Annotated in this window: 1 protein-coding gene; it reads right to left on the bottom strand. The window is 74.4% G+C overall.

The genetic code is table 11. The features are described from left to right. Window positions 1–309: 309 nt before the first annotated feature. The coding region (locus CCN42_RS40325; protein WP_422641138.1) for a response regulator at window positions 310–579 on the bottom strand (270 nt) is incomplete at its 5' end.

Raw genomic sequence — 579 nt, 5'->3', positions numbered from 1 at the left:
GCGGGGGAGGGGGACGGCGTGGGCGCCATGCTGGTGGCGAGGCTCCACGTCGGCGGCCAAGGGCATGGGGGCGGCGAGTCTCCACGTCGGCGGTCGGTTGGCACTGGGACGGCGAGGGCACGACGCCGGCGACGTGAGACCTGGCGCCGACTGCTGGGACGCATGGCCGGCAAGGACACGACGCCGACGGTGCGGCCCACGTCAGCTGGCAAGGCAGGGATGACGAGGGGTACGACGACGGCGAGGCCGCGTGGGCTGCCGGGGCCAATACGGACGGCGAGGGCAGGGCACTGGAGGCGACACCGCGCGTCAGCTGCCGGCACGCCCCGCGATCTCCCCTTCCTCCGCACCGAGCAGCCCACCACCGGGCTCTCCCTCGGCGCCGCTCTGCCTGCCCTCGATCAACCGGCGCACGATCCGCACGAGCTCCGCCGGCTCGAAGGGCTTGGCGAGGAAGGCGTCGACGCCGATGTCACTGCCGCTGTCGACCTCGTACGGCGTGCAGGCACTGACGATCGCCAGCGGCAGCTCGCGCGTCCGTGGATCGGCCCGCAGCCGCGCGGCGGTCCGCAGCCCGTC

The sequence above is a fragment of the Streptomyces glaucescens genome, assembly GCF_002154375.1.
GTDB lineage: Bacteria > Actinomycetota > Actinomycetes > Streptomycetales > Streptomycetaceae > Streptomyces > Streptomyces glaucescens.
The sequence above is the reverse complement of the archived record's forward strand: the minus strand, read 5'-3'. Positions and strand labels throughout refer to the sequence as shown.